Source organism: Burkholderia guangdongensis (assembly GCF_013403875.1).
GTDB lineage: Bacteria > Pseudomonadota > Gammaproteobacteria > Burkholderiales > Burkholderiaceae > Burkholderia > Burkholderia guangdongensis.
This window is the reverse complement of the sequence record NZ_JACBNX010000009.1, coordinates 131,663-155,988: the sequence shown is the minus strand read 5'-3', so window position 1 is coordinate 155,988 and position 24,326 is coordinate 131,663. Positions and strand designations below refer to the sequence as shown.

At 68.6% G+C, this 24,326-nt stretch carries 20 protein-coding genes; 13 read left to right on the top strand and 7 right to left on the bottom strand.

From position 1 onward, the window contains the following. From fdhF to HZI36_RS10880, 3 genes are read right to left on the bottom strand one after another with little or no spacing between them, the layout of a single operon-like run. Nucleotides 1–2,946 carry a formate dehydrogenase subunit alpha gene (gene fdhF, locus HZI36_RS10890; protein WP_179402656.1) on the bottom strand — a complete coding sequence of 982 codons (2,946 nt, stop codon included), beginning with the start codon at nucleotides 2,944–2,946 and terminating at the stop codon, nucleotides 1–3. 17 nt (nucleotides 2,947–2,963) lie between these two features. After that, nucleotides 2,964–4,541 (bottom strand): formate dehydrogenase beta subunit, encoded by a 1,578-nt coding sequence (locus HZI36_RS10885; protein ID WP_179402655.1) that lies wholly within the window; start codon nucleotides 4,539–4,541, stop codon nucleotides 2,964–2,966. Then, entirely contained in the window at nucleotides 4,538–5,053 is a 516-nt protein-coding gene (locus tag HZI36_RS10880) for an NAD(P)H-dependent oxidoreductase subunit E (RefSeq protein ID WP_179402654.1), read from the bottom strand. Before HZI36_RS10880 ends, HZI36_RS10885 begins: the two co-directional genes overlap by 4 nt. A 131-nt stretch (nucleotides 5,054–5,184) precedes the next feature. Between HZI36_RS10880 and HZI36_RS10875 the strand changes: the two genes are divergently transcribed. From HZI36_RS10875 to HZI36_RS10865, 3 genes are all read left to right on the top strand, one after another. Then, nucleotides 5,185–6,264 carry a substrate-binding domain-containing protein gene (locus HZI36_RS10875; RefSeq protein WP_179402653.1) on the top strand — a complete coding sequence of 360 codons (1,080 nt, stop codon included), beginning with the start codon at nucleotides 5,185–5,187 and terminating at the stop codon, nucleotides 6,262–6,264. A gap of 185 nt (nucleotides 6,265–6,449) precedes the next feature. Beyond that, complete coding sequence (locus HZI36_RS10870) at nucleotides 6,450–6,716, top strand: hypothetical protein (protein WP_179402652.1); 267 nt, start codon at nucleotides 6,450–6,452, stop codon at nucleotides 6,714–6,716. Between the two features lie 158 nt (nucleotides 6,717–6,874). After that, nucleotides 6,875–7,255, top strand: coding sequence for a DUF4148 domain-containing protein (locus HZI36_RS10865; RefSeq protein ID WP_179402651.1), 381 nt, complete (start codon nucleotides 6,875–6,877; stop codon nucleotides 7,253–7,255). A gap of 119 nt (nucleotides 7,256–7,374) precedes the next feature. Here the strand turns inward: HZI36_RS10865 and HZI36_RS10860 are convergent, their stop codons facing one another. Both HZI36_RS10860 and HZI36_RS10855 read right to left on the bottom strand, forming a co-directional pair. Further along, nucleotides 7,375–7,785: a DUF4377 domain-containing protein gene (locus tag HZI36_RS10860; protein WP_179402650.1), complete on the bottom strand. Its 411-nt coding sequence runs from the start codon at nucleotides 7,783–7,785 to the stop codon at nucleotides 7,375–7,377. Nucleotides 7,786–7,896: 111 nt separating this feature from the next. Next, nucleotides 7,897–9,870, bottom strand: a complete 1,974-nt coding sequence (locus HZI36_RS10855; protein ID WP_179402649.1) for an SUMF1/EgtB/PvdO family nonheme iron enzyme — start codon at nucleotides 9,868–9,870, stop codon at nucleotides 7,897–7,899. A gap of 340 nt (nucleotides 9,871–10,210) precedes the next feature. Here HZI36_RS10855 and HZI36_RS10850 point away from each other — a divergent pair, with 340 nt between their 5' ends. From HZI36_RS10850 to HZI36_RS10810, 9 genes are all read left to right on the top strand, one after another. Further along, nucleotides 10,211–10,636 carry a DUF4399 domain-containing protein gene (locus HZI36_RS10850; protein ID WP_179402648.1) on the top strand — a complete coding sequence of 142 codons (426 nt, stop codon included), beginning with the start codon at nucleotides 10,211–10,213 and terminating at the stop codon, nucleotides 10,634–10,636. Nucleotides 10,637–10,848: 212 nt separating this feature from the next. After that, complete coding sequence (locus HZI36_RS10845; RefSeq protein WP_246327048.1) at nucleotides 10,849–11,256, top strand: DUF4399 domain-containing protein; 408 nt, start codon at nucleotides 10,849–10,851, stop codon at nucleotides 11,254–11,256. A gap of 268 nt (nucleotides 11,257–11,524) precedes the next feature. Continuing rightward, nucleotides 11,525–11,785 (top strand): hypothetical protein, encoded by a 261-nt coding sequence (locus HZI36_RS10840; RefSeq protein ID WP_179402647.1) that lies wholly within the window; start codon nucleotides 11,525–11,527, stop codon nucleotides 11,783–11,785. 107 nt (nucleotides 11,786–11,892) lie between these two features. Further along, nucleotides 11,893–13,368: an efflux transporter outer membrane subunit gene (locus tag HZI36_RS10835; protein WP_179402646.1), complete on the top strand. Its 1,476-nt coding sequence runs from the start codon at nucleotides 11,893–11,895 to the stop codon at nucleotides 13,366–13,368. Nucleotides 13,369–13,568: 200 nt separating this feature from the next. Beyond that, a complete protein-coding gene (locus HZI36_RS27230) occupies nucleotides 13,569–15,434 on the top strand; it encodes an FHA domain-containing protein (protein WP_179402645.1) in 1,866 nt (621 codons plus the stop codon). Then, nucleotides 15,412–16,821, top strand: a complete 1,410-nt coding sequence (locus HZI36_RS10825) for a beta-barrel domain-containing protein (protein WP_179402644.1) — start codon at nucleotides 15,412–15,414, stop codon at nucleotides 16,819–16,821. Before HZI36_RS27230 ends, HZI36_RS10825 begins: the two co-directional genes overlap by 23 nt. A gap of 111 nt (nucleotides 16,822–16,932) precedes the next feature. Beyond that, entirely contained in the window at nucleotides 16,933–17,685 is a 753-nt protein-coding gene (locus tag HZI36_RS10820) for a peptidylprolyl isomerase (RefSeq protein WP_179402643.1), read from the top strand. An 18-nt stretch (nucleotides 17,686–17,703) separates the two neighbouring features. Further along, complete coding sequence (locus HZI36_RS10815) at nucleotides 17,704–20,775, top strand: peptidase domain-containing ABC transporter (protein WP_179402642.1); 3,072 nt, start codon at nucleotides 17,704–17,706, stop codon at nucleotides 20,773–20,775. Beyond that, complete coding sequence (locus HZI36_RS10810) at nucleotides 20,772–22,136, top strand: sigma-54 interaction domain-containing protein (protein WP_179402641.1); 1,365 nt, start codon at nucleotides 20,772–20,774, stop codon at nucleotides 22,134–22,136. Before HZI36_RS10815 ends, HZI36_RS10810 begins: the two co-directional genes overlap by 4 nt. Nucleotides 22,137–22,186: 50 nt before the next feature. Here the strand turns inward: HZI36_RS10810 and HZI36_RS10805 are convergent, their stop codons facing one another. Then, nucleotides 22,187–22,957, bottom strand: coding sequence for a protein phosphatase 2C domain-containing protein (locus tag HZI36_RS10805; protein WP_179402640.1), 771 nt, complete (start codon nucleotides 22,955–22,957; stop codon nucleotides 22,187–22,189). Between the two features lie 23 nt (nucleotides 22,958–22,980). Next, nucleotides 22,981–23,265: a hypothetical protein gene (locus tag HZI36_RS10800; RefSeq protein WP_179402639.1), complete on the bottom strand. Its 285-nt coding sequence runs from the start codon at nucleotides 23,263–23,265 to the stop codon at nucleotides 22,981–22,983. Between the two features lie 491 nt (nucleotides 23,266–23,756). On the opposite strand from HZI36_RS10800, the gene HZI36_RS10795 reads away from it, so the two are divergent. Then, nucleotides 23,757–24,302: a lecithin retinol acyltransferase family protein gene (locus tag HZI36_RS10795; protein WP_179402638.1), complete on the top strand. Its 546-nt coding sequence runs from the start codon at nucleotides 23,757–23,759 to the stop codon at nucleotides 24,300–24,302. Nucleotides 24,303–24,326: the final 24 nt, after the last annotated feature.

Genomic DNA, 24,326 nt, shown 5'->3' with positions numbered 1-24,326 from the left:
TCACTTGCCCGTGGTGACGGTCGACTCGGCTTCGCGCCGCTTCAGCAGATCGAGCTGCTCCGCGTTGAAGCGCGCGTATGCCTGCTGCCAGTCCGACGGCTGCGCGACCGGCATCACCTGCACCGCGGTCACCTTGTACTCGGGGCAGTTCGTCGCCCAGTCCGAGCTGTCGGTCGTGATCACGTTCGCGCCCGATTCGGGGAAGTGGAACGTCGTGTACACGACACCCGGCTGCATCCGTTCGGCGACGAGCGCGCGCAGCACCGTATGCCCGGCGCGCGATTCGATGCCGACCCAGTCGCCGGTCTTGATCCCGCGATCTTCCGCGTCGTGCGGATGGATCTCGAGGCGATCCTCCTGATGCCATTGCACGTTGTCGGTGCGGCGCGTCTGCGCGCCGACGTTGTACTGCGACAGGATGCGCCCGGTCGTCAGGATCAGCGGATAGCGTGGCGTGACCTTCTCAGGCGACGCCATGAACTGCGTGATCACGAACCGGCCCTTGCCGCGCACGAACGCGTCGATGTGCATCGTCGGCGTGCCTTCCGGCGCGTCGTCGTTGCACGGCCACTGGATGCTGCCGAGCGCGTCGATCTTCGCGTACGACACGCCGGTGAACGTCGGCGTGAGGCGGGCGATCTCGTCCATGATCTCGGACGGATGCGCGTAGTCCATCTCGTAGCCGAGCGCGCGCGACAGCAGCAGCGTCACCTCCCAGTCCGCGTAGCCGGCGAGCGGCGGCATCACCTTGCGCACGCGCGAGATGCGGCGCTCCGCGTTCGTGAACGTGCCGTCCTTCTCGAGGAACGTCGAGCCCGGCAGCAGCACGTGCGCGTACTTAGCGGTTTCGTTCAGGAAGATGTCCTGCACGACGATGCATTCCATCGCCGACAGCGCGGCCGCGACGTGCTGCGTGTCCGGGTCGGACTGCACGATGTCCTCGCCCTGGCAGTAGAGGCCCTTGAAGCTGCCGTCGAGCGCCGCGTCGAACATGTTCGGGATCCGCAGGCCCGGTTCGGGCTGCAGCGTTGCCGACCACGCCTGCTCGAACTGCGTGCGCACGGCCGTGTCGCCGATGTGCCGGTAGCCGGGCAGCTCGTGCGGGAACGAGCCCATGTCGCACGAGCCCTGCACGTTGTTCTGGCCGCGCAGCGGATTCACGCCGACACCTTCGCGACCGATGTTGCCGGTCGCCATCGCGAGGTTCGCGATGCCCATCACCGTCGTCGAGCCCTGCGCGTGCTCGGTCACGCCGAGACCGTAGTAGATCGCCGCGTTGCCGCCCGTCGCGTACAGGCGCGCGGCCGCGCGCACGTCGGCGGCCGGCACGCCGGTCACCGCTTCGGTCGCCTCGGGCGAATTCTCTTCGCGCGACACGAACTCGCGCCATTGCTCGAACGCGCGCGTCTCGCAGCGCTCGGCGACGAACGCGTCGGCGACGAGCCCTTCGGTCACGATCACGTGCGCGAGCGCGTTGACCATCGCGACGTTCGTGCCGGGCCGCAGCGGCAGATGATGCACGGCCTTCACGTGCGGGCCGTCGACGATGTCGATGCGGCGCGGATCGATGACGATCAGCTTCGCGCCTTCGCGCACGCGGCGCTTGAGCCGCGAGCCGAACACCGGGTGGCCGTCGGTCGGGTTCGCGCCCATCACGACGATCACGTCGGCCTCGCCGACCGACGCGAACGTCTGCGTGCCGGCCGATTCGCCGAGCGTCGTCTTGAGCCCGTAGCCGGTCGGCGAGTGGCACACGCGCGCGCAGGTGTCGACGTTGTTGTTGCCGAACGCGGCGCGCACGAGCTTCTGCACCAGGTACGTTTCCTCGTTCGTGCAGCGCGACGACGTGATCCCGCCGATCGAGTCGCGGCCGTATTTCGACTGCAGCTTGCGGAACTGCGACGCCGCATACGAGATCGCCTCATCCCAGCTCACTTCGCGCCACGGGTCGGTGATCTTCTCGCGGATCATCGGCTTCGTGATGCGGTCCTTGTGCGTCGCGTAGCCCCACGCGAAGCGGCCCTTCACGCACGCATGCCCTTCGTTCGCGAGGCCGTTCTTGTGCGGCGTCATCCGCACGACCTGCGAGCCCTTCATCTCCGCCTTGAACGAGCAGCCGACACCGCAGTACGCGCAGGTCGTGATCACCGAATGCTCGGCCTGGCCGAGCACCGCGACCGTCTTCTCCTGCAGCGTCGCGGTCGGGCAGGCGGCGACGCACGCGCCGCACGACACGCATTCGGATTCCATGAACGGCTGGCTCTCGCCCGCGGCGACGCGCGATTCGAAGCCGCGCGCGGCGATCGTCAGCGCGAACGTGCCTTGCGTCTCTTCGCACGCGCGCACGCAGCGGTTGCAGACGATGCACTTCGACGGGTCGTACGTGAAGTACGGGTTCGATTCGTCCTTCTCGTCCTTCAGGTGGTTCGCGCCATCGAAGCCGTAACGCACTTCGCGCAGGCCGACGACGCCGGCCATGTCCTGCAGCTCGCAGTCGCCGTTCGCGGGGCAGGTCAGGCAGTCGAGCGGGTGATCGGAGATATAGAGCTCCATCACGTTGCGGCGCAGCGACTGCAGGCGATCGGACTGCGTGCGCACCTTCATGCCCGCTTCGGCGGGCGTCGTGCACGACGCCGGATAGCCGCGCCGTCCTTCGATCTCGACGAGGCACAGGCGGCACGAGCCGAACGGCTCGAGCGAATCGCTCGCGCACAGCTTGGGCACGTTGACGCCGGCTTCGATCGCCGCGCGCATCACCGACGTGCCGGCCGGCACCGTGACCGGCTGGCCGTCGATCTCGAGCGTGACGTCGGTGTCGGCATGGCGGAACGGCGTGCCGTAATCGGTATCGTCGAGTGGATCGAGGCGGCGCTGCGCGGCGCTCTTGCACGCGCACTGGCCCGAGCCGCAGCCGCCTGCCGGGGTGTTCAGGTTGTCGACGGACATGCAACGCTCCTTCTGGGTCAGGCCGCGGCCTGAGCGGGGCGGGCCGCGGCGCCTTGGCCCTCGGCAAGCCCGAAATCTTCGGGGAAATGATCGAGCGCGGACAGCACCGGATACGGTGTCATCCCGCCCATCGCGCAGAGCGAGCCGGCGAGCATCGTGTCGCACAGGTCGCGCAGCAGCGTGACCTGCTTCTCGGACGTGTCGCCGTGGAGGATCTTCGCGATCGTCTCGACGCCGCGCGTCGAGCCGATCCGGCACGGCGTGCACTTGCCGCACGACTCGATCGCGCAGAACTTCATCGCGTATTCGGCGAGCTCGGCGAGATTCGACGTGTCGTCGTGCAGCACGATCCCGCCGTGGCCGACGACCGCGCCGACCGCCGCGTACGCCTCGTAGTCGAGCGGGATGTCCCACTGATGCTCGGGCAGATAGGTGCCGAGCGGGCCGCCGACCTGCGCGGCGCGCGCCGGGCGTCCGCTCGCGGTGCCGTCGCCGAAGTCGAACAGCAACTCGCGCAGCGTGACGCCGAACGCGAGCTCGACGAGGCCGCCTTGCTTGATGTTGCCCGCGAGCTGGAACGGCAGCGTGCCGCGCGAGCGGCCCATCCCGTAGTCGCGATAGAACGCGGCGCCGCGCGCGAAGATGATCGGCGCGGTGGCGAGCGTGATCACGTTGTTGATCACGGTCGGCTGGCCGTGGAGGCCCGACAGCGCGGGCAGCGGCGGCTTCGCGCGCACGACGCCGCGCTTGCCTTCGAGCGATTCGAGCAGCGCGGTTTCCTCGCCGCACACGTACGAACCCGCGCCCTTCGCGACGAACAGGTCGAACCGGTGGGGGGAGCCGAGCACGCTGTCGCCGAGCCAGCCGGCCGCGCGCGCGTGGTCGATCGCCGCCTCGAGCGTCGCGATTGCGTGCGGATATTCGCTGCGCACGTAAATATGGCCGATCGTCGCGCCGGTCGCGATGCCCGCGATGATCATCCCTTCGATCAGGCAGTACGGGTCGCACTCCATGATCATCCGGTCGGAGAACGTGCCCGAGTCGCCTTCGTCCGCGTTGCAGACGATGTATTTCTGCGGCGCGCTCGCCTGACGGACGGTGCGCCACTTGATGCCGGCCGGGAACGCGGCGCCGCCGCGGCCGCGCAGGCCCGATTCGATCAGCATCTCGCACGCGGCACCGCCGTCGAGCGCGAGCGCGTTCTTCAGGCCGGCGAGGCCCTCGTGCGCGACGTAGTCGTCGATCGACAGCGGATCGGTGATGCCGACGCGCGCGAACGTGAGGCGCTGCTGGCGCGCGAGATACGGAATCGCGTCGACGATGCCGACGCCGCTCGGGTGCGCGCCGCCGTCGAGCCAGCCGGCGTCGAACAGGGCGGGAACGTCGGCGGCGCTCAGGTTCGCGTAGCCGACGCGGCCCTGCGCGGTGCCGACTTCGACGAGCGGCTCGAGCCATAGCAGGCCGCGCGAGCCGTTACGGACGAGCTCGACCGCGGCGCCGCGCCGTTCGGCTTCGGCGACGATCGCGGCGGCCAGCGCGTCGGCGTCGAGCGCGAGCGCGGACGAATCGCGCGGGACGTAGATGCGGGTCGTCATGCCGGCTCCTTCGCGTGGGCGAGCGCGTCGGTGACGAGCGCGTCGAATTTTTCCGGGGAGACCTTCGCGTGCAGCACGCCGTTGACCATCATCGACGGCGATTGCGCGCACAGCCCGAGGCAGTAGACCGACTCGAGCGCGACGGCGCTAGGCTCGGCGCCGTGGGCCGCGCCATCGTGTGCGGCGTTGCCGTGCGTGGTGTCGAACCGGCAGCCGGTGCGCGCTTCCGCATGCGCGGCGAGCGTTTCGCAGCCCATGCTGCGGCATGCTTCCGCGCGGCACATCTGGATCGTCACGCGCGCGGGCGGCGTGGTGCGAAAGTGGTGGTAGTACGTGATCACGCCGTGAACTTCGGCGCGCGACAGGTTCAGCGCCTTCGCGAGCGGCGCGACGCAGCCGGGCGGCACGTAGCCCGCGTCGTCCTGGATCGCGTGCAGGATCGCGACGAGCGAGCGGCCGGCGCGCGCATGGCGCTCGACCAGCGCGTCGGGCGCTTCGGGAATCGGGGACATCTGTTATGCTCCTCCAACGCTCTATATGTGATTTCAGTGCATATATAGGGCAGATTGGCGTTACCTTGATTGATTTCCGCCAACGATAAGCGGAACGCTCCGTGGCTGCAATAGGAAATGAAGGTTCATAAATGATTCGAGTCGAATGCGACGCGCATCTGGTCGTGCGCGACGTCGACGGCCGCTCGGCGAGCCTGACCGACGTCGCGCCGCTGCTCGAACTCGTCGCCGAGACGGGCAGCATCGCGCAGGCCGCGCAGGCGAAGGGATTGTCGTACCGGCACGCATGGGGGCTGCTGCGCGCGCTCGAGGCGTGCGTCGGCGGCGCGCTGATCGAGACCGCGCGCGGCAAGGGCTCGACGCTGTCCGATCTCGGGCGGGCGGTGCTGGACGCGCAGCGGCTCGCGCGCACGCGGCTCGACGCGAACCTGCGCGCGCTCGCGGCCGAGGTCGCGAGCGACCTGAACCGGCGGCTCGCGCGGCACGGCGGCGCGCTGCGGATCCACGCGTCGCACGGCTATGCGGTCGCGGCGCTCGTGGCGGCGCTCGTCGACGCGGGCACGCCGCTCGACATCAAATACCGCGAGAGCGTCGAGGCGGTGCGCGCGCTCGCGCGCGGCGAGTGCGATCTGGCCGGATTTCACCTGCCGCGCGGCGCGTTTCGCGAGGAGTGCGCGCAGATCTACCGGCCGTGGCTCGACGATGCGCGTCACGTGCTGATCCACCTGACGCGGCGCAAGCAGGGGCTGTTCGTGCCGCGTGGTAATCCGAAGCGGATCGAGGGGTTGTCCGACCTCGCGCGCGACGACGTCCGCTTCGTGAACCGCCAGCCCGGCTCGGGCACGCGGATGCTGCTCGAGCTGGCGCTGCGCGAGCTCGGCATCGATCCGGCGCGGATCAACGGCTATGCGTCGGCGGAGCTCACGCATTCGGCGATCGCGGCGTTCGTCGCAAGCGGGATGGCCGATCTCGGGTTCGGCGTCCAGCCGGCCGCGCATCATTTCGGGCTCGATTTCATTCCGGTCGTCGACGAAGACTATTACTTCGCGTGCGAGCGCGCGCGGCTCGGCGAAGCGCCGCTCGCCGACGCACTTGCGCTCTTTGCCGACGCGCGCTACCGGGAGCGGGTCGAGCGGCTCGACGGCTATGATCCGGCCGCGTGCGGCACGCTGGTGGGCGTCGCGGCGGGGCTCGCGGGCGACATTGCTTAATGTCGCTTGGCGTTGCTTGGGGTTGCTTGACGTGGCATCAAGCGCGGACGACGGCATGACGCGCGGGCGCGGAAACGCACGGTAACGCCGCCGCCGACGCGCGGCACTGCAACGCCAGGTGATTTGCGCTACGCTTGCCGCTTGATCAACGTCCAGCCAGCGCGCCGTCCGGGCGCGGTTTCGTCATGAAGCTATCCGTTCCTTTCGTTGCGGCCACGCTGACCGCGGGGTTCCTCGTCGCGGCGGCGCCGCTCGCGTTCGCGCAGAATTCGCCCGGCGTGCCCGGCGGGATCCTCAACGATCAGTTCCGGCTGAACGAGCATCCGCAGATGGAGTTCGCGGCGTCGGCGCCGTCGAAGAAATATCAGAGCGGCAAGAAGTCCGCGGCGCGCCGCAAGGGCGACATGGGCGATCCGAACGGCTGCAATCTGCAGTGCCCCGAAGACCAGTGACGGACGCATCGTTTCGGAATTAGTGGTTAACCCGAATTCAGCAAAAGTGTCTTCCAGAAAAGCGGATTACTCCCGGCGGTGCGGCTACCTACACTTCAGTCATCAGCGGCGAACGACTGGTTCGCCGCACCGATAGACAAAACCAGGAGGTAGCCATCATGAAGTCGCTCGCTCAAGCCGCCGTCATTGCCGCGGCGCTCGCCGTTCCCGCGGTGTCGTTCGCGCAATCGAACGCTCCGCTGACCCGTGCGCAGGTGCGCGCGGAACTGATCCAGCTCGAACAGGCGGGGTATCGCCCGGGGCTCGGCAGCGATCCGACTTACCCGGATTCGATCCAGGCCGCGACCGCGCGCGTCGCAGCGAAGAACACGATGGCGCAGACACGGCCGGTTGCCGATACGAGCGGCTATGGCGCCGATGCGCATGGCGCGTCGGGATCGGGCTCGCCGCGCATGAAGGGGCCGCTGCCGATGAATCGCAGCTCGATGCCGCGCGACGGTTACCCGACGCCGAGCCTGCAGAATTTCTCGGGGTCTTGAGCGAAAAGGGCGTCGTTGACGAAAGCACCCGCCGGGCCTGATCCAGGCCCGGCGGGGTTTTCATTTGCCGGCGGGCGGCGCGTCCGCCCGGGCCGCGCTTCACGTTTCAGCTTCACGTTTCATTTTGCGCGCTCGCGCCGCACGATGCGCTTGAGCACCCAGCGGACCGACGAGCCGTCGGCGGGCGGTTGCGCGACCGCATATTCGTCGACCTCGAGCACGTACCGGTAGCCGGGCCGGAAGTCGAAGCCGTCGATGCCCGTGTACCACAGGCTCCACGGCTCGTCCGTCCGACCGCGCACCTTCAGGCATTCCATCGGCGCGACGCCGACGCAGTGCGCCTTCCTCGGCGCGACGTAAACGATCTTCGTGACCGGCTGGCCGTCGGCCGGCAGCGCGGCGACGGGCGTGGCCGGTGCGGTCGATGCGGTCGATGTGGTCGATGTCGCGCCGATGGCGGTTTGGGTGCCGACGAGGCCTGCCGCCCCGGTGAGCGCGGCAGCCAGCAGCATGTGGCGGGTTCGGGGCATTCACGCATTCCTTGCAAGTTGAAAGCAGGAATTGGAGCGTGATCGCCGGGCAGAGTTCATTGCTGGCGCGGCGCCGCCGACCGGCACGCCCGTCGCATCGATCCGCGTGGCCTATTTCACGTCCCGCGCGACGCGAAACCCGTTCGCCGAATAACGGACGCTGCTGTCGTACTTGAAGCGCGTCGTCGCTGGCATGTAGCTCGCGCCGTCGCGCCACGAGCCCCCGCGTATCACGCGCACCTGGCAGTTCGGCTCGTCCCACGAGCGGCCGTCGGCGGGCGCGTTCTTGTACGAGCTGTGCCAGCAGTCGCTGACCCATTCCCAGACGCCGCCCGCCATGTCGTAGAACCCGAACGGATTCGCCGGGAACGATCCGACGTTGTCGGGCGCTTCGACGCGCCACGGCTGGCCGCAATCCTTGCAGTTCGCGTTGCCCGGGCGCATCTCGTTGCCCCACCAGTAGCGCGTCGCGGTGCCGCCGCGCGCCGCGTATTCCCATTCGGCCTCCGTCGGCAGACGGTAGGGCTTGCCGCTGATCTTCGACAGCCACGCCGCATATTGTTGCGCGTCGTCCCAGCTCAGATCGCGCGCCGGCGCGTTCGGCGCGATGTTGCTTTCGCTCGGCAGACGCGCACACGCACCCGCGTCGCGACACGCGTTCCACTGCGCGACCGTCACCGCATACTTCGCGAGCGCGAACGCGTGACCGAGCGTCACGTGGTGCGCGGGGCGTTCGGACGGATCGCTCGTGTCGCTGCCCATCGTGAACGCGCCCGGGTTGACCGGCAGCATCACGGGGCACGCCGCGCAATCGCGGATCTCTTTTGCCGCGACTGCGGCTGCCGCCGCGGCTGGCTTCGCGGCCGGCGCCGGCGCGGCGATCGGGGGCGGCGGCTTCGCCGCTGCTACGGGCGCTGCGGGTGCGGCGGGGGCTGCCGTCGCGGGCGCGGCCGCGTTCGCATGAGCGGGCGCCGTGCCCGGTGCGGCCGCGGGAGCCGGCGCCGGCGGCGCGACGGCGGGCTTTGACGGCGCCGCCGCCCGCAGTCGCGCGAGACGCGCCTGCGCAAGCGGCACGAAGCGGCCGTTCGGATAGGCCTTCAGATAGGCCTCGTAGTCGCCCGCGTACTGGCTGTCCTTGATCGATTCCCAGAACGTGAGCTCGTATTGTTCCGCGCTGTCTTTCGGCATCACGCCGCGGCTCGCGAGCGTCACGACGTCGATCGCGTCGTGCGATACGGAATGCGGCGCGCTGCTGCCGTCCGCACGGGTTGCGTCGACACGCGCCGCATGGGTCGCGCCGGTGAACGGCAGCGCCGTTTCCGCAGCCGTCAGCGACGACGCGAACCACGGCGTCTGCCGATGCTGCGTCGCACTCCCGACGATTTCGCCGGCGCGCGCGAAGACGTCGGCGACATCGAGCCCGGGCGATGCAAGGGTGCGCAGCAGCGCGGCGGTATAGACGCCGTGGCGCGCGCCGTCGGCCGCGTATGCGCCGGGTGCGGTCGCGTAGCCGACGAGCGTGTGCGCGGGGAGCGTCTCGCTGCGCATCGCGCTCGCGCCGGACGGCGCGCTCAGGCACGTATCGAGAATGACCAGATCGATGCGGCCCTGGCGCGGCCGCGACATCGCATCGAGCACCGTCTGCAAGCCGACGCCCGAGCGCGACAGCGCGTCCGCCGTATGGACGTCGGCGTCGACGGGCGCGAGCCATGTCGCGCCGCGCGCGTTCGCGCCGTGCCCCGCGAAGTAGACGAGCCCCGTGCCGCCGGCGGCGAGGCGCCGATCGAACGCGGCGAGCGCATCGAGCATCCGTTGCCGGCCGGCGTTCCGTATCTCCGTCACGTCGAAGCCGATCGCGCGCAGCGTGTCGGCGATCGCATCGGCGTCATGGACAGGATTGGCGAGCGGGTGGTCGCGATACGCGCCGTTGCCGATCACGAGCGCGACGCGCCGCGGCGCCTGCGTTGGCTTCGGCGTCGGCGCCTGCGTCGGCGTCGCGCGCGAATGCGGATCCATGCCGGCGCTGATGTCCGGGGCCAGCGCGATCGACACGAACAGACACGCGGGCAACAGTACTCGCCACATATTCAGGTCCCCCAAATGCGCGCCGTCCGACCCGATTGCCGAAGGCGGCGCGCGACCCATGCCGATCGTTCGCCCGTGGCGGTGCGCGACGCGCGGCGTCGCGAGCGGGCACCGTCCGGACAGATTCAAAGATAGTACGCATGTCGCGAGTGTGGAACTGAAAACGCGCGCGCCCGGGACAACTTCGACATACCGGCTTCGACATACGCGCGCACGCATCTGCCGCGAACGGAGGTACCGGCGCATCGATATGTACGGTCGCGTGGATTACGTCCTAAGCTGATAGGCACGCGCCGAAACAGACATGCCGCGCGACGGCCACGATGCGAGGAGCAACACGATGCGAAGAAGACGAGCGTTGTTCGCTTTGGCTTGTGTCGCCCTGACGCCGACACTCGCGTGGGCCGGCCGCACGCCTTCGCCTCCCGGCGCGGAGGCCTACATCATCTGGCCGCCGGACGGCGCGACGATCTCGGGTGGCAGGTTCTGGGTGCGCATGGGCCTGCGCAACATGGGCATCTGCCCGAAAGGCATCCAGCGGCCGAATGTCGGCCATCATCATCTGCTGATCGACACGGATCTGCCGCCGATGGATCAGCCGATTCCATCCGACCGAAACCATCTGCATTTCGGCGCCGGCGAAACCGAGGCGCGCGTCGAGCTTTCGCCGGGCAAGCACACGCTGCAGTTGCTGATGGGCGACTACAACCATGTGCCGCACGATCCGCCCGTGTATTCGAAGAAGATCACGATCACGGTCAAGTAGCGCGCGACGTCGCGCGGGCCCCGCAGCACGAACCGGGAGTGGACGCCATGAACAAGTTCATCCTCTGCGCCGCCGTCGCAGTCGCGCCGCTGTCGTGGGGCGACGCGGCCCTCGCGCAGACGACCGCCGCATCGGCCGCCGCGCCCGCTGCGTTGGCCCCTTCGGCCCCGGCGGCTATGCATACCGAACATGCCGCCTCCGCCCTGCCGGCCATGCATGCGGAGCACGCCGCGCCCGCCGCGCCGGCGTCGAGCGGGCCGACGCCTCCGCACAATGCGAATGCGATGGTCTACATCGGCTGGCCGAACGACGGGCAGGTGATGCCGGCCGGACGTCCGTTCCGCGTTTGGTTCGGTCTGCGGAACATGGGCGTCGCGCCGTCGCACGTGCAGTTTCCGAACACCGGCCATCACCATTTGCTGATCGACACGAATCTGCCGCCGATGGATCAGCCGATTCCATCGGACCGGAACCATCTGCATTTCGGCGCGGGCGAAACGGAAACGATGATCGAACTGCCGCCCGGCAAGCACACGCTGCAACTGCTGCTCGGCGATGCCGACCACGTTCCGCACAAGCCGCCCGTCTATTCGAAGAAGATCACGATCTACGTGAAGTGACCTGACACTTCTCCGGACTGTCGGCACGCGTCGAACACATCGCACGAAAAGTGTCGTTCTCGCAGCATCACTCGCCGCGCGTCGATGCGCGCGCGGCACGTCCCGGCCATCGCGTCGATTCTCCGTGAACCCTTGCGCAGCAAGCCCGTGCACATCGTCGACGACGACACGTGCATGCACCTGGCACGCCTCATGCGGTATGAGACGCGAGCGTGCAACAGTGCAGCTCGATTGCCTTCAACCCTGTGTGTCCTTTCGGAGAACTGCCATGAACAAGCTGACCATCGAAGACCTGAGCGCCACCCGCGAACTCGACCGCCGCCAGATGTCCGCCGTGCGCGGCGGCCTGCTGGGCCTCTGGCCGCTGTACCCGTCCTACTCGGTCGACACGACCAACTTCAGCGCGCAGCAACTGATCGGCCAGACCGCCAACGTCGTGAACAACACGGGCAACGACGTCGCGTTCGCCGCGAACATCCATTCGACGGTCAACCCGATGCAGAACGCGCACAACACGATCAATTTCTGATCGTCGGCCGGACCGTGGCGGCCGTCGTGCCGCCACGGTCCGGCCGCTCCGGCCGCTCCAGCGCGCGCTTGCGCCGCCGTCGCCATGTTCCGTCCGAGGAGTCGATCGTGAACCCCCTTTCATCGCCGGCCGGCCCGCGCAGCATTCGCGGACGCTTCCGCTCGCTCGCCCGGATCGCGGGTATCGCCGGTTTCTGCGCGGCCGCGCTCGGCGGCTGCATGGATCTGAGCGTGCCCGCGTACCAGCGTCCGGACATGCCCGCGAAAGCGACCTGGGCGCATGCGCACGGCGCGGTGTCCGCGTCGGACACCGTGAATCCGGAGTGGTGGAAGGCGTTCGACGATCCGACGCTCGACGCGCTGATCGACAAAGCCATCGCCGGCAACGTCGACATCCGGGTGCTCGCCGCGCGCATCGGCGTGGCCGGCGCGCAGATCGGCGAAGCGCATGCCGCCGCGCTGCCGACGGCCGATCTCGGCGCCGGTATCGACTACGAGAAAGTCACGCATGCGTCGCTGTCGAAAACCTACGATCTCGGCAGCCAGGTGAACTGGGACATCGACATCTGGGGCAAGGTCGAGAAGGACGTGCAGGCGCAGAAGGCCGAATACCACGCGACGGAAGCCGACTGGCGCGCGGGCTATCTGACGCTCGTGGCCGACGTGTCGACGACCTATTTCCAGATTCTGCAGTACGACGATCAGATCGAGCAGGCCGGGCGCACGCTCGACAAGAACCGTCAGATTCTCGCGATCTACCGGCAGATGGTGGCGAACGGCGTCGCGCCGCAGACCGACGTGCTGCGTCAGAGCGCGGAGATCAACGGGCTCGCGAACCAGCTGCTCGAGCTGCACCGTTCGCGCGACAACGCGGAGAACGCGCTCGCGACGCTGCTCGGCGTGCCGGCCGGCGAATTCCGGATGCCCGCCGGCCATCTCCGTCAGCGCGTGAAGCTGCCGGACGTGCCGATGGGCCTGCCCGCGCAACTGCTCGCGCGGCGTCCCGACGTCGTCGCCGCGCAGTACCGCATCCTCGAATCGTATGACGAAGTGGGCGCGGCGAAGCTCGCGCAGCTGCCGTCGATCAGCCTGACCGGACGTGGCGGCACCGCCGCGTTCGCGCTGTCGGATCTGTTTCGCGCGTTCACGTTCAGCTTCCTGCCGAGCATCGACCTGCCGATGTTCGATCCGGGGGTGCGCGCGCATATCAAGACGACCGAGGCACAGGGCAAACTCGCCGAAGAGCAGTATCGGCAGACCGTGTTTGCCGCATTCAAGGAAGTGGAGAACGCGCTCGTCGATCTCGACGCGCACAAGCAGCAGCGCGTGCAGCTCGAACAGCAGAGCGAGCGTCTGCGCGCGGTCGCCGCGCAGGTCGAGGCACAGCTCAGGGAGGGGCTCGTGTCGCAGCTCGAGGTGCTCGAATCGGAACGCTCGGTCGCGTCCGCCGAGCTCGCGCTGCTCGCGAATCATCAGCAGATTCTGAGCGACACGGTCACCCTCTACAAGGCGATCGGCGGCGGCTGGCGCGCGGTCGAGATCAGGAACGAAGGCGACGAACCCGTGCGGCAGGCGATGCAATGAGCAAGTCCATGCTGCTCGGCTGCGCGATGCGCGTCGCGGGCCCCGGCAACCGATTGACTACTGTCATCCGTCGCCTAAACTTTTTTTCACGCACCTGTCGCTCAGTGCCCGGCGGCTCGGCTTCATTCGGGTGGCGCGCACGCGCAACGCGTGGGCAGCGCACGCCCGCTGGCGGGAACACATCCATCATTGGCCAAATCATGGATCCAGGCGCTGCTTCGATTGCCGACAAGCAGATCGCGCTCGACCGGCCGTTCGACATCGTGCTCAAGCCGGTCTCCCATCCGGAGCTCAGCGCGATCCGCATCGACCACGCGCTGTTCGCGGTCGGCCGGACGAACGCGCCTTTCGCGTCGGCGCGGCCCGAACTCGTCGCCGATCTGTCACGGCGGCACGCGCGTGTGTTCTTCGAAGCCGGCGCCGCCTACGTCGCCGATCTTGGCAGCAAGAATGGCACAGCGGTCAATGGCATCGACGTCAGCGAGAAGCCGCACGCGCTGCACGACGGCGACGAGCTGCGCTTCGGCGGCGCGCTCACGTACCGCGTCGCGTTCGTGCCGCGCGCCGCGCAGCAGCGCGCGCGGACGGCCGTCGTCACGCTGACGCCGGAACGCGCCGATCTCGGGCTGCAGCCGGTGGTGATCACCGCGTTCCCGTTTCTCGTCAGCAAGGCCGACGACACGTTCGCGTGCTACCGGCACGACTATCCGCATCAGGTGAACTACCTGTCGCGCCGCCACGCGCACATCTACGTTCAGGACGACGACGTGTTCGTCGAGGATCTCGGCAGCACGAACGGCACGTTCGTCGACGGCCGGCGGCTGGCCGAGCACGCGGCGCCGCTCGAAGACGGCGCCGTGCTCGCGCTCGGCGGCGACCATTTCGTTTACCGCGTCGGCGTGCAGCGCGGGGCCGCATCGGATCCGACCGTGACGGCGACGTCGACGCCCGGCACCGGCGCAGCATCGGCCGCCGACCTCGACAGGACGACGTTCGTCGGCACCGCGCATTCGTTTCTCGACATCTTCTGCACGCCTGTCGCGGTCGCGCTCGACGACGAAGTCAACCCGCAGGCGGCGCCGAGCGGCCCCCAGGCCGCGCACGACGCGCGCCGCCGGCGCGGCAGGTTCGAGGTCTTTCTGTCCGAGCTGAGCGAGGCGCTCGGTGGTACCGGTCGGATCGACATGCGCCGGCTCGGCCGGTGGAGCGCGGGTGTCGGCGCGGCGCTCGTCGTGCTGCTCGCGGCGCTGTACGCGAGCGACGCGCCGCAGCGCGAGATGTCGACGCTGCTCGCGCGCGGCGACACCGCGCAGGCGGCGCAACTGGCCGACCGCTATCTGGCTACGCATCGCGACGACACCGCGTTTCGGGCGATGGGCGTGGAGGCGCTGATCCGCTCGGCGGTGCCCGACTGGATCGCCGCGATGAATGCGCGCGGATTCGACCGCGCGCGCGCGATCGTGCAGAAGATGCGCACGCTCGCGCGCTACAACCCGGACGCGCAGCCGCTCGTGAACGAGATCGCGTGGATCGGCGAGCTGGAGGCGTTCGTCGTCGGGCGCGGCGGCCCGGGCGCGCCGATCCGGATCTACCGGGACGAAGCGCCGATCGACGCGCTGACGAGCGCGTGGAACGACAACCCGAGCGAGCATCAGCAACGGCTCGAACGGATCGCCGCGTACGTGCCCGAGTTCGACGCGCTCTATGCGGACGCGCTCAGCCATCTGCGCGCACTGCAAAGCGATCAATCCGTCTACGTGGCCGCGCTCGGGCGGCTGAAGCACGCGATCGGGGCGGCGCTCGATGCGGACCGTCTGGACACGCTGCCGGCGACGATCTCGGACTACGCGCAGCGCTATCCACGGCTCGCCGGGCTCGACGCGGTGCAGGCCGATCTGCAGCAGTACCAGCAGCTCGAAAGCGACGCGCGCGCGGCACACGGGCAGGGCATGCCCGATCGCGTCAGGCACGCGCGTTTCGCGACGCCGCAATTCGCCGCGCACGCCGCCGCGCTGGAGCGGCTCGCTTCGTCGGGAGAGCGCGGTGAAGCTCGACAGTCTCCTTAAGCGCGCGCGGCACGCGAGCCCGCCGGAGCCGCCGAGATCGCTCGGCGAGGCGCTGGAGGACCACAGCGCCGAAGGCATCGCAATCCTGACCGCGCGGCCGTGGCGGCTCACGCAAGCCACCGTGCTGACGATGGTCGGGCTCATCGTCTGCGGGCTGTTGTGGTCGTTCGTCGGCCGCGCGGACGTGATCGTGAGCGCGTCGGGCACGCTCGCGCCGGAGTCGGAGGTGCGCCGCATCTACGCGCCCGTCGACGGCGAGCTCGTCGACATCTACATCGCCGAGGGCCAGCCGGTCGAGAAAAACGATGTGATCGGACGCATCAACGCGCGCGGTGCGATCGAGGCGGCGACCAACGCGCTCGACGCGCGGCTCAAGCTCGACGATGCCGAGCGCGAATGGAAGGAGTTCCCGGAAAAGAAGCAGTTGATGGAGCGCAAGGCCGACGCGTTGAAGCAGCAGATCGACGTCGAGGAGCATCTGCATCAGAACCGCGTCGCCGAAGGCACGAGCAAGCTCGCGCAGTCGCAGAAGGCGCAGCTCGACGAGGCGCACAGCACGATCGACGATGCGCGTCACGCGCGCGATCTCGCGAAGGACGAGCAGGACAAGTACGCGCGCCTGTTCGCGTCGCCGGGCGGCGGTGGCGTGTCGCAAAGCCAGGTCGAGCAGAAGCGCAGCGCGTACCTGCAGGCCGAGGACAGCTACCGGATCGCGCAGGCCCGGCTCGCGCAGCTCGAGGCGCAGCAAGGCCACGACTTCGCGCAGGCGAAGGCGCAGCTCGAAGGCAGCGGCGAGACGCTGACCGAATTGCACATCCAGTACGACGCGACGCTGCGCGACATCGCAAACACCGAGGACAAGCTGCGCCTTCAGGTGCAGACCGCGCGCCTGGCCGCCGACGCGGCCGCGCGCATCCGCTTCGAGAACATCGACAAGGACAATTTCCTGCTCGTGCTCGCGCCGGCGTCGGGCGTGATCACCGACGTGACGACGACGCAGCCCGGCGACAAGATCCTCGCGAACACGCCGCTCGGCGGCATCGCGCCCGCCGACGCGAAATCCGTCGTGAAAATCGCGATCGCGGAGCAGGATCGCGCGTTCCTGCGCGAAGGACTGCCGGTCAAGCTGAAATTCAACGCGTTTCCGTATCAGCGCTATGGCGTGATCGACGGCACGCTCGAATACATTTCGCCGGCGACGAAGCCGTTCGGGGCGGCGAAGGAGCCGGTCTACGAAGGCCGCGTCGCGCTGTCGCGCGGTTTCTACACGATCGGCGGCGCGAAGTATCCGCTGCGCTACGGGATGACCGCGACCGCGGAAATCGTCGTGCGCGAGCGGCGCCTGATCGATTTCGCGCTCGATCCGTTCCGGCAGGTTGCCGGCTGACGGACGCGCGCGGGTTTGGGGGTGGGCGGCGCTCGGCCAGGCGCTGCCATGGATCGGGAATTGGGGGATTTGGGGGAACGAGGGACGCGATCAGTCCCCAAGGGGAACGAAATGACGGCAATAGTGCGTATCGACGACGAGGACATCGGCACCGACGATTTCATCCGCGTGCTGAAGCTGACGGGGCAGTTCGAGGGCCTCGTCGAGCAGCAGGTCCGCGACCGGCTGACGGTGATCGCGGCGAAGAAAATGGGCGTGCCGGTGACCGCCGAGGAAATCCAGGCGCGCGCCGATCAGTTCCGCCGCGTGCGCGGGCTGCATCGCGCGGCCGACATGAACCGCTATCTCGACGTGTTCGGCATCAGCCTCGACGAGTTCGAGCGGTTCATCACCGACACGCTGTATCAGGAGAAGACGTTCGACGTGGTCTGCGGCGACGAGGCGGTCGACGCGTACTTCAAGCTCAATTCGCCGAAGTTCGACAGCATCGAGGTCAGCCACATCGTGCTCGATTCCGACGGCAAGGCGCGCGAGATGATGGCGATTCTCGAGGACGACCCCGACTGCTTCGGCGACATGGCGCGCGAGCACTCGATCGCCGACACGCGCGAGCGCGGCGGCGTGATCGGCAAGGTGCTGCGCGGGTCGCTGAAGACCGACATCGAGGCGAAGGTGTTCAGCGCGCGCGTCGGCGACCTGCTCGGGCCGTTCGCCGCGCCCGACGGCTCGTTCTTCGAGATTTTCTCCGTCACCGCGAAGCACGCGGCCGCGCTCGACGCGGACGTCGCGGCGGAGGTGCGGCGCCTGTTGCGCGAGGAATGGCTCGCGCAGCAGGCGCAGGAACACGTGATCGAAGCTCGCTGACGCGCGGAGACCCGGACGATGGACGCCCAAGCCCCCGCGCCGGCCGGCACGCCGACACTCGCCGAGTTCCTCGCGTCGGTGGAGCCGCTGTCGCTGTTTTCGCGCGACGAGCTCGACCGGATGGCCGCGCAGGCCACGACGCGCACGTACGCGTTCGGCGACACCGTGTGCCGGCGCGGCGAGCCCGCCGAAGGCCTCTATGTGCTGCGCGCCGGATCGGTGCGGCTGATCGCCGACGAGCGCGGCAAGGAAACGAGCGTCGGCGTGCGCAAGGCGCGCGACGTGTTCGGCGAGATGGCGATGCTGCGCGACAGCTGCCACGAAGTGTCGGTGCGCGCGTCGACGAACACGGAGGTGCTCTGCATTCCGCGTGGCGCGATCGACGAGATCCTGCGCGACAATCCGGCCGCGCAGTCGTTCGTGACGAGCTACGTCGCGATCAGCTCGGCCGGCGGCTTCGTCACGCGCCTGTTCGATTTGCGCGGCAAGCTGACGCGCGCGGAGCTCGAGGAATACGTGTCGAGCGTCGGCGTGAAGCGTGTCGCGGCGGGCAAGGAGATCGTCCGGCAGGGCGCGGGCGGCGATCTGCGCCTCTACGTCGTGCGCCAGGGCGAGGTGCGCGTCACATGCCGCGAGGACGGCAACGACTATCCGGTCGCGACGCTCGGCGCCGGCGAGATCTTCGGCGAGCGCGCGTGCCTGCTGCGCCAGGAGCAGGCGGCGACCGTGACGGCGGCGACCGACACGCGCCTGCTCGTGATTCCGGAAAAGACCGTGCACTTCATGCTCGAGCGCAATCCGAAGCTGCGCGAGGTGCTCGAGGAGCGGATCCGCTTCATCGATCAGGAGCTGCAGCGGCAGAAGAAGCTCGCCGAGCGGCGCGTGCGGCCGCTGCAGATCGACTTCGGCGCCGACGCGAAATTCAACGAGCGCGTGATCCGGCGCTTCGTGCTCGTCGAGCAGGCCGAGGAAATGGACTGCGGCGCCGCGTGCCTCGCGATGATCTGTCGCCATCACGGCATTCCGATGACGCTCGGCAAGCTGCGCGATCTCGCGAACGTGACGACGCAGGGCGCGACACTCGACAGCCTCGCGCGCGCGGGCGACGCGCTCGGCTTCGCGACGCGTGGCGTGCAGTGCACGTACGAGGCGCTGCTCGGGTTCGACCTGCCGTTCATCGTGCACTGGGAGGGCTACCACTATGTAGTCGTCTACGGCGTGTCGAAGACGCACGTGCGCGTGGCCGATCCGGCGCTCGGCTTCCGCAAGCTCAGCGTCGACGCGTTCGAGCGCGGCTGGAGCGGCACGTGCCTGCTGTTCGGCGCGAACGTGGCGACGGCGCCGCAGATCGAAACCCGCTCGCCGTGGGTGCGCTTCATCGGCTATCTGCTGCCCTACCGGAAGATCCTCGCGCACCTGTTCCTCGCGACGTTCGTGATCCAGATGCTCGGCGTGATTCCGCCGCTGATCATCCAGAACATCCTCGACGGCGTGGTCGTGCACCAGAACGTGAGTCTGCTGCATCTGCTGATCGGCGGGCTCGTGATCTCGAACGTGTTCACGCAGCTGATGACGACGATTCGCGCGCATCTGTCGAACTTCATGGTGCGCAGCCTCGACTTCGCGATGATGTCGCAGTTCTTCAAGCACACGATGTCGCTGCCGTACTCGTTCTTCGCGCGCCGCAAGAGCGGGGACGTGTTCGCGCGCTTCCAGGAGAACCAGACGATTCGCGCGTTCCTGACCGAATCGACCGTGACGACGGCGCTGAATCTGCTGATGATTTTCATCTACTTCACGATCATGTTTCTGTACAACGTGAAGATGACGCTGCTGCTGATCGCGTTCGTGACGCCGATCATGGCGCTGACCGCGCTCGCGACGCCGAAGCTCAAGCATTTCGCGCGCGAGGTGTTTTCCGCGTCGACCGATGCGAAGTCGCTGCTGATGGAGACGCTCGGCGGCGTCGAGACCGTGAAGGGGATGGGCATCGAGCGCACGGTGCGGCTCAAGTGGGAGCGCAAGTACGCGAAGGCGCTCGACGTGCAGTACCGCGCGCAGGCGTTCAACATTCTCGTCGGGCTCGGCAACCAGCTGCTGAACGCGGCGACGACGATCGTGATCCTGTCGGTCGGCGCGACGCTCGTGCTGTCGCACGAGCTCAGCATCGGCCAGCTGATCGCGTTCAACGCGTTCATGGGCAGCGTGCTCGCGCCGCTGATGGGGCTCGTCGGCATGTGGAGCCTGATGAACGACGCGGCCGTCGCGATGGAGCGGCTCGGCGACGTGCTCGACATCGAGCCCGAGCAGAAGCCGGCCGAGCTCGGCTCGCGCGTGCTGCTGCCCGACCTGCAGGGCGAGATCGCGTTCGACGGCGTCTATTTCCGCTACGGCGGCAACGAGACGCCGTACGTGCTCGAGAACATCGGCTTTTCGATCCGGCGCGGCGAGATGGTCGCGATCGTCGGGCGCAGCGGATCGGGCAAGACCACGCTCGCGAAACTGCTCGTCGGTTTCTACGCACCGACGGACGGGAAGATCGTCGTCGACGGCTACGACATGAACGCGATCGACAAGGCCAGCTACCGCGCGCAGATCGGCTACGTGATGCAGTCGAATCTCGTGTTCTCGGGCTCGATCGCCGAGAACATCGCGTGCGGCGATGCGAGCCCGGACTGGCGCCGGATGGAGGAGGCCGCGCGGATGGCCGACGCGCACGCATTCATCAGCAAACTGCCGCTCGGCTACGAGCAGGTCGTCGGCGAGCGCGGCGTCGGGCTGTCGGGCGGCCAGATCCAGCGGCTCTGCATCGCGCGCGCGCTGTATCGCGAGCCGCGGCTGCTCGTGTTCGACGAGGCGACGTCGTCGCTCGACACGCAGTCGGAGAGCAACATCCTGTCGAACATGCACGAGATCCTGCACGGCCGCACGGCGGTGATCATCGCGCACCGGCTGAGCACGGTCATGCGCGCGGACAAGATTCTCGTGCTCTACGAGGGCGCGATCGTCGAGCAGGGCACGCACGACGAGCTCGTCGCGCGCCAGGGCATGTACTACCAGCTCGTGCAAAAACAGTTGGGCGCCGCATGAAACTCTTCGATCCGCACGGCTTCGGCAACTCCGCGATTTCGTACGCGGGCCTGCTCGAGAAGATCGAGATCCTGCGCTCGATGCTGCGCTGGGCGCCGAAGCTCGAACGCGCGGACATCGAGAAACTGCTCAACCAGGCGAACGTGCTGCGCGACGAGGTGATGCAGTTGTCGCGCAAGGAGCGCTTCGTCGAGGCGGCAGCGGCGGCGCCGGAAGCGCTCGATGCGGCGGGTGGGGCGGATGGGATGGACGCGGCGGAAACCGCGGACGCTTCGCCGTCGGCGCGGCGGCGCCGGCAGGCGCTGATCGAGCGCAGCTTCGTGTTCGAGGGCATCTTCGGCGACAACCCGAAGCTGCTCGCCGCGCTCGAGATCGCCGAAAAGGCCGCGCCGACCGATCTGCCCGTGCTGATCGACGGCGAGAGCGGGACCGGCAAGGAGCTGATGGCGAAGGTGATCCACGCGAACGGCCTGCGTGCCGATCGGCCGTACATCTCGGTCAACTGCGGCGCGATTCCGGACAACCTGCTCGAATCGGAGCTGTTCGGCCACCGGCGCGGCGCGTTCACCGGCGCGGCGAACGACCGCAAGGGCAAGTTCGAAAGCGCGCATACCGGCACGATCTTTCTCGACGAAATCGGCGAGTTGCCGCTGTCGGGCCAGGTCAAGCTGCTGCGCGTGCTCGAAGCGCACGAGATCCAGCGCGTCGGGTCGGACGAGCCGATCGCCGTCGACACGCGCATCGTCGCGGCGACGAACCGGAATCTGCGGCAGATGAGCGAGGAAGGGCGCTTCCGCGAGGATCTGTTCTACCGGCTCAGCGTGATCCATTTGACGTTGCCGGCGCTGCGCGAGCGCCGCGACGAGATTCCGCTGCTGCTCGCGTATTTCGGCGACGAGGCCGCCGGCGCGCTGAAACGCCGGCCGCTCAAGACGACGCCGAAGCTGCGCGACTTCCTGCTCACTTACGCGTATCCCGGCAACATCCGCGAGCTGCGCAACCTGATCTACCGGCTCTCGTGCCTCGCCGGCGATGTCGCGGACGTCGAGCATCTGCCCGACGACATCCGGCCGAAGCAGGGGGCGTCGTCGGCATCGTCGTTGCCGGCGGTGCCGGGGCCCTCGGATGCCGAGCCGCCCGGCCGGCCGATGACGCTCAGCGACGCGAAGCGCGCCGCGAGCGACGAAGCGGAGCGTGCGTTCCTCGAGCGCGGGTTGCAGGAGACGGGCGGCACCGTCGCCGAGCTCGCGCGCCGCTACGAGATGAACCGCTCGCATCTGCAGATGCTGCTCAAGAAGCACGGCATCCGCTCGAAGAGCTTCCGCCATCAGGACGGCGCGACGACCGACAAGGACGAGTGAGCGCGCGCGGCGCCGGGCTGACCGCGCGGGATGCGCGCGCGCGGCGCGGTTCAGCGTCGCACGGCGGGATTCGCGAGCGTGCGGTCCGACGTGTCCGGATCGTCGGCGCGGACCACGACCGCGGTGATGTTGTCGCGTCCGCCGCGTTGCAGTGCGAGGTCGACGAGCGTGTCCGCCGCGAGCCGGCAATCGGCCGACGCGAGCGCGGCGGCGATGTCGGCTGCGTCCATTTCATTGGAGAGGCCGTCGCTGCAGAGCAGGAACATGTCGCCGTCGAGCGCGTCGATGCGTCCTTCATCGAGCCGCAGCCGCTCGGCGGCGCCGACCGCGCGCGTGATCAGATGCTGCGCCGGATGGTGGGACGCCTCCTCCGCGCTCAGAAAGCCCTGCGCCTGCAGTTGCGCGACGTGGCTGTGATCGAGCGTGAGCTGCGTGAGGCGCGCATCGCGGTACAGGTAGATCCGGCTGTCGCCGGCCCAGAGCCAGCCGCATTGCCGGCCGCACGCGAACAGCGCGACGACCGTGCTGCCGATCAGGCGCACGCCGCGTCGCGCGGCCGACTCGCGCAATTGCGCGTTGGCGGACTGCAGCGCGTCGAGCGCCGCGTCGAGCATGCCACTGAGCGCGCTCGGCACGGGCATCTGCTCGAGCGCGAGCACGATCGTCCGGCTTGCGAGGTCGCCGGCCGAATGGCCGCCCATGCCGTCGGCGACGGCCCAGAGGCCGCGCTCGGGCAGCGCGACGCAGTCGTCTTCGTTGATCGCGCGAACCAGGCCCACGTCGGTGCGCGATGCGGACGTCCATTGCAGTTCCGCCGTCACGGCACGCGATCTCCGTTCATCGTCTACGCAAGCCGGTTCCTGCCGTCCTCGCCGACCGTCACCGTGAGGTTCGAGTTGGCGGCCGAGTTCGCGACGTCGACGGTCTGGAACTGGTTGACGACCTGGTTCGCATAGAACGTGTTGTTCGTCTGATAAAGATTGACGACCGGGCCGAACGCGGGCGCCGGCGGCGCGTAAGGCTGGATCCAGCCGAATACCCACGGCGCGCCCGCGCCACGGATGAACGACATCGCGTTCCGGTCGATGTCGCGCTGCAGGTGAAGATCGTTGATCGCGAGCGAGGTCATGATGAGTCTCCGAACGAGGCGAGCCTGCGGTTGGGGTACTCCATCCGTGCAAGCCTCGTGCCATGCGCGACGCGGCACGCGCGGATCGCCGGCGCGACGCCGACCGATTCGGCCGATCTGGCCGACGCCCCCGCCGCGCAACGCGCGAGCGGCGGCGGCGCGCGATTCCTGAATGCTAGTGCGTCGTGCCGGTGTTCCGCAACGGTCGCGTGCAAGCCAACACTTCGGATCCCGAACGTCAGCGCCGATCCGACACGCGCGCTCGGCCGCGAGAACGGCGGCCGTCGCCGACGACTGATGCCGCTGCGCCAACACAATCGCGTGCCGATCGTTGGGCGTGCGGCGACAGTTCGCCGTCGCGATCGCCGCACATCTCCGTCAAAGCACGATGCGGCGGGCGTCCGGTGCATTGGCACGCTTGATGCGGAGTTGTTGGCAACGGGCGAACCGTTGTCACACGGGGCGCCGGCAACCAGCGGACGGAGCTGACCATGAAACGCGATCTTCAACCGGCTCTACAACCGGCGAGCAGCGCAGCGGGTCACGCGGCAGGCCGTGTCGCGGCCGCGCGGGTCGACGACGCATGGCCGCTCGGCGCGCATCTGGTATCCGAGCGTGCCGGCTACAGCCATCACGGCATCTACGTCGGCGGCGGGCGCGTCGTCCACTACGCGGGGCTCTGCGAGTCGCTGCATCGCGGCCCGATCGAGGAGGTCGAGCTCGAGTGCTTCGCGCACGGCCATTCGATCCACGTCGAGCCGCATCCGCACGCGGCGTACGCGGGGCGCGACGCGGTGCTGCGCGCCCGTTCGCGTCTCGGCGAAAACCGCTATCGCGTGCTGACGAACAACTGCGAGCACTTCTGCACGTGGTGCGTCGACGGCAAGGGCCACAGCCGGCAGGTGCGCACGTGCGTGATGCATCCGCGCGCGGCGCTGCGGTTCCTGCTGTCGATGTGCCGCGCGCTGGTCGATGCGCGGCAGGCCGGCGGGTGCTGCGAGGCGGCTGCGATGTGGGTTGCGATGCACGCGGCCTGAGCGACGCGGCGATTCCCCGGAAAG